At 50.4% G+C, this 4,749-nt stretch carries 8 protein-coding genes; all 8 read left to right on the forward strand.

Going from position 1 to position 4,749, the window contains the following annotated elements; translation table 11 throughout:
* Nucleotides 1–575 precede the first annotated feature (575 nt).
* The 8 genes from AC2VLY_RS14745 to AC2VLY_RS14780 all read left to right on the forward strand — a co-directional run bounded on the left by AC2VLY_RS14745 (nt 576) and on the right by AC2VLY_RS14780 (nt 4,276).
* On the forward strand, nt 576–713 hold the full coding sequence (locus AC2VLY_RS14745; protein ID WP_486893047.1) for a hypothetical protein: 138 nt from the start codon (nt 576–578) through the stop codon (nt 711–713).
* 16 nt (nt 714–729) lie between these two features.
* Nucleotides 730–1,272, forward strand: a complete 543-nt coding sequence (locus AC2VLY_RS14750) for a hypothetical protein (RefSeq protein WP_486893046.1) — start codon at nt 730–732, stop codon at nt 1,270–1,272.
* Nucleotides 1,265–2,344, forward strand: a complete 1,080-nt coding sequence (locus AC2VLY_RS14755) for a DUF5131 family protein (RefSeq protein WP_486893045.1) — start codon at nt 1,265–1,267, stop codon at nt 2,342–2,344. The genes AC2VLY_RS14750 and AC2VLY_RS14755 overlap by 8 nt, the downstream gene beginning before the upstream one ends.
* Entirely contained in the window at nt 2,337–2,651 is a 315-nt protein-coding gene (locus tag AC2VLY_RS14760) for a hypothetical protein (RefSeq protein WP_486893044.1), read from the forward strand. Before AC2VLY_RS14755 ends, AC2VLY_RS14760 begins: the two co-directional genes overlap by 8 nt.
* Nucleotides 2,648–2,884: a hypothetical protein gene (locus AC2VLY_RS14765; protein WP_486893043.1), complete on the forward strand. Its 237-nt coding sequence runs from the start codon at nt 2,648–2,650 to the stop codon at nt 2,882–2,884. The genes AC2VLY_RS14760 and AC2VLY_RS14765 overlap by 4 nt, the downstream gene beginning before the upstream one ends.
* Nucleotides 2,885–2,944: 60 nt before the next feature.
* Entirely contained in the window at nt 2,945–3,289 is a 345-nt protein-coding gene (locus AC2VLY_RS14770) for a hypothetical protein (protein ID WP_486893042.1), read from the forward strand.
* Between the two features lie 124 nt (nt 3,290–3,413).
* Nucleotides 3,414–3,707, forward strand: coding sequence for a hypothetical protein (locus tag AC2VLY_RS14775; RefSeq protein ID WP_486893041.1), 294 nt, complete (start codon nt 3,414–3,416; stop codon nt 3,705–3,707).
* A complete protein-coding gene (locus tag AC2VLY_RS14780; protein WP_486893040.1) occupies nt 3,704–4,276 on the forward strand; it encodes a hypothetical protein in 573 nt (190 codons plus the stop codon). The genes AC2VLY_RS14775 and AC2VLY_RS14780 overlap by 4 nt, the downstream gene beginning before the upstream one ends.
* Nucleotides 4,277–4,749: the final 473 nt, after the last annotated feature.

A 4,749-nucleotide genomic window follows, 5' to 3' on the forward strand; every position in this document is an offset into this window, starting at 1 on the left:
TCTGCAGCGGAGGATTTTATGCAGATCATCCGGCTGCAGATCGACTTCTCCCGGCTGTTCGGGGATCTCGTGCATGTGCTGGTCATTCTGGCCTTGGGCACACTCGCGGAGTTGTTCTTTTTGTATCAGTTTGTCGTGCATGTTTTTTAACTGGAGAGAACAATGACTATTTCTTGTGCGATAGAATGGGACGGTAAGGCGTGGTGGTGGAGCACCGACATGCGTCTTTTGTCTTATGACATGAGGCCTCACCCCCCATCCCGCTTTAGAGCCAAACAATGCTGTTCATGCGGTGATTTAGTCCTCCGTAGTGCGAAATACATCCAGGTGGAGCGTTGGCGGGATTGTGCCAATGAGATCGAAGAACGGATCTGCGGCGATGAGGTTCCCCTGGCGTCATGGTTTGTTTGCGAATCATGCGCCCCTATCTTCGTGAAGCTCCACGATATGAACGTAGATGTAGATTTAGGCAACTGCAATTTTCATGATCTTTTAGGTGAGTTTGAGGCGCTGTATGGACCAAGTGTGGGGTTCAAATTAAAACTGCCTACCTATCAGTCAGGAGGAATATGGGTATGAAAACAGAACACGTTGAAGCGCAGAAAATACCCTTGTCCACAACAGATTCCATTCAGGAATCGCCAAATACGCAAATCATTACCGTGATGAACTGGGCGTTTTATGACGGAGGAATACCTGGATGGATCTGGTGAGGCGGAGTGTGGCGAAATGACAGAACAATCTACCACTTCGATTCAGGACGTGATAACCGCGATCCTTAACAATATCGGTCAGGACAAAATGGCGCTATTCGCGTCACTTCGGGGACATCCTTTGCTGCAGGATGCTTTAGTCTTTGCGCGTGACGGTCAACCAGAACGGTTCCTCTATGCGCTTCCTTACCCACTGGAACGGTTGACCGACGGCTTGCTTCAGACGGTCCTCCCTGGTAAGTCGGAGGCGCATTTCATCCTGAAACGGTACCAATTCCTGAATGCTCACTTTCAGGGAATTATTCAGCGGCGGGAGGGAATTAGCTGTAGCGGGGACAAATCCAGCACCATTCTATACCGCTTGTTACAATACTACCTTACCGGGAAAGAGGTGGCGTTTAATCCGGGTGAGCAATATACATTCGGACATCCGACCACTGTGTTTACGACACATCGGGAGATCGTAGAGTTTTTCGACGGACTGTACGGCTTGTATTACGGGAATCCTGAAGGTTATTTGAAGGCGCTTAAAACCACCCTGGAGAATAACAATGGCTGACAAAACCGGCATTGCCTGGACAAATGCCACCTGGAACCCGGTGACGGGCTGCTCCAAGGTTTCCCAAGGCTGCAAGCATTGTTATGCGGAGCGGGAGTGGGCAAGGCTTTCCGCTAACCCAAAAGCCGTGAGCTACTACGGCAGAGCCTTTACGGACGTGGCCTGTCATGAAGATCGTCTGGACCAGCCCTTGCGCTGGAAAAAGCCCCGGATGATTTTTGTCAATTCCATGTCTGACCTGTTTCACGAGTCTGTGCCGGATGCTTTTATCGACCGGGTATTTGCGGTGATGGCCCTGGCCGAGCAGCATACTTTTCAAATTTTGACCAAGCGACCCGAACGGATGTTTAAGTATCTTACTACGCCGGGGCGCATGGACATTATCGGGAATGAGGCGATGCCTGCTGTCCGGTCGGATTGTTTTGGCATTCTGGAGTGGCCATTGCCGAATGTCTGGCTTGGCGTATCGGCTGAGGATCAAGAGAGTGCTGATGAGAGGCTTTTTTACTTGATGAATACACCTGCGGCAATTCGTTGGCTCAGTGCCGAGCCGCTTTTAGGCCCGATAGATCTTGAGGATGTGCCCGTCGGTATGAATGGACCCTTGCGGACATACGGAGAGACAAACGCCCCTAAACTGGATTGGGTCGTGGTAGGCGGAGAATCAGGGCCGGATGCCCGGCCAATGCACCCGGATTGGGTAGAGGCTATTCAGGAACAATGCACCCAGGCTCATGTACCGTTTTTCTTCAAACAATGGGGTGAGTGGCTTCCTGTGAATCAGATGACGCCGGAGTTTATGGAAACGCTCTACCGCTCTAATCGGAAAGCGAAGGCCGATGAATGCCAATGGGGTGTTGATGAGGCGTTCGGGAAACATTGTGTCGTACCACAAGCGGTACTGAATAAGGACGGATATTGCTTGTCTCTCACTGATCCAATGGCTTTCCAGCAAGGCAGTAGGAGTATGTCGGTATTCCGTGTGGGTGTGCGTAAGGCTGGATGCAGGCTGAATGGCCGAGAATGGCAGGCTTGGCCTGTCGGAATGGTCACGGATGATGTTGATGGCTGACGATCTCGTGAACAGGCTTCGCGCTCTGGCCAACTACCAGCACGACGACCTTTCGATTGCGGAAGAAGCGGCAGAGGAGATCGAGCGGCTGAGAGCGCGTTTTTGGGCTTCGCAAAAATCAAATGCACACGCATCTACCGATGATTATACCGTATCGGATAGTGAAGTGGCGGAAACCATCTTGCGTTATCTGGGGTTTGCCGTCGAACCATCATTGGAACCTTATGTGGATCGGAAAAGAGATCATGTCGCCAAGATCGTTCGTGCGGCTATTGATGCTGACCGCCGTTTGCGGAACGGATTATGAGCGCATTCGCTCTACGCTGGCGACTTGGCGAGATTAAAAATTTTAACGAGCGCATGAGCCGTTGGCATGGAGCAAGTGGCGATGGAATTAAAACCGAGTGTGGACTAATAGTGCCCGTGATAGCGCATGGACAACCACCAGAAGCCTACGAACTGGATGACTACAAGAACAAAATTACCTGCAAAAAGTGTCAAATTGTTATTGCTGCCAAGGAAAAAATAAATGCCCGCTGATCTTTCTGTTATCGCCTGGATCTAGCTGGTCATTCCCGCTGCAATAGGTTTGCTGTTAGTGTGGGTGGTCGCGTTGGAACTGCGGCAAATTTATCGCAGTTTTCGGACTTGGTTTCGGAATTGATTTGGGAGGTGATTATGATTTGCGACGATTGCGCGAAAGCGCGAAAAAAGCACAATGATCCTGAACTGCTGGAATGCAAGCTCCGCGAGGTTCAGCCTGTAGATGTGATGATCGCGTATTACACCTTCATTGTGCAGAAAGGCGTCATCGAAGAACCGTTCCGATTGGTTTGCGACTGTGAAAAGCATCCTGAACATGCCTGGCCATTCCAGTTCCATCCGGTGATTGTGCTTGAATGTGACGGGTATAAGAAGCAGGAGAAAAACCATGGGAAATGTTAAATTCTGGGCATTATTTTTAATTTTTATTTCTATTGTACTGCTTGCCATCGTTTTGTTTTATGTGGTAGGTCCGTTCTTGACGAGCGAGTTCGTTAAGGTAGTATTCAGACTTATAAGGTGATTTATGGTGAAAACACCGGAAAACATTAAAACGAAAGCTGGTCTAGTGACCTTCGGTATTCTGATTGCTGCGGTCATCGCCATCATTGCATTGGCTTTTATCCCTCTCGGCATACTTTATGGACTCGCGCTGATTTTCGGCTTTTCGCATAGTCTGAACCATATTATGTATATCCTGATGATCACCGCATTTGTTTCCCCGTTTATTTTCTTCGTTGGATGGGCTTCCTACGACTTGATTCATGATCTGTATGTGGAAGTCGTTTTTTTCATGGACACCAGAAGGAGACAACGATGAGAATCGCCATAGATGCCGACCAGGTGCTTTTTGACTTTCTTGCTACCTGGCACACGGTCGCAGAAAACACCCTGAATCGTGAGCTGGTCGAAAGGAACCAAAGCTATCACTTGATGACCCGCTATAGCTTATCCATGGCGGAATACCATCGCTGCTGGGCAATGTTCAATCGCTTTAATGTCTGGGAAGACTGTCCGGTTATTCCGGATGCTCTGGAAGCCGTCAATGCCTGGTTGGAAGCTGACCACGAGGTTTTTGTCATTTCCGCTGTGGATGTGGAAGCACGAAAGGCACGTCAGAGAGCCTTGGACAAGCTGGGGTTACGGCAAGTGCGGCTGATGGGTGTGGGCTTTGGTGGCAGCAAGTTTGATCCACTTCGGATTTTGAAGCCGGAGATCTTTGCCGATGATTTGTGGGTGCATTGCCGGGAAGCCGTGGATGCTGGAGTGCCGCGAGTGGTGCGAATCAGAGCAAACCATGATGGTGGCGGGGATCCTGTTCCCGGTGTGCCGGTTCTGGAAAGCATAGGGGAGATACTTGTTAAGCAGAGAAATTATCGCGTCGGTTGAGGGCGCGTTGGATGATTCCTGGCAAAGTGCCCAGGAAATAGCCGATAGGCTGCATATACGGGCTACGACAGTTCGCGAAGCCCTTACCCGGCTGGAAGTGTCTGGGAAGATCAGCACGCACGGTAAAAAGCCTATTTGCTACCGCTTGCGGGAACAGGTAGAAAATTCAGGATCGGAGAATCGCTCCGAATACCGAGGGGAGCCCCTGCCCTACATGCGCCCTGGGAGTTATGCCCCGCCAGCTCGACCTAAGATTACGCTTGGGGGTAGTGTGCGTTCCCTTGGAAGCCAAAATGACGAATGAAGCGACTTTGGCCACTGGCCAGGGTCCAACCAAAACGGTGTAGCGCAAGCTGCATCCTATTTTAATCGACAGAAGGAGCAACATCATGTTTGGATTTGGAGAAAAACCCGCAGAACAACAAACCGCCACTTGCCCATGCTGCCAGACGCAGATGCAGGATATGGGTGCC

It is taken from the genome of Acidithiobacillus sp. TH-A36, from assembly GCF_057473445.1.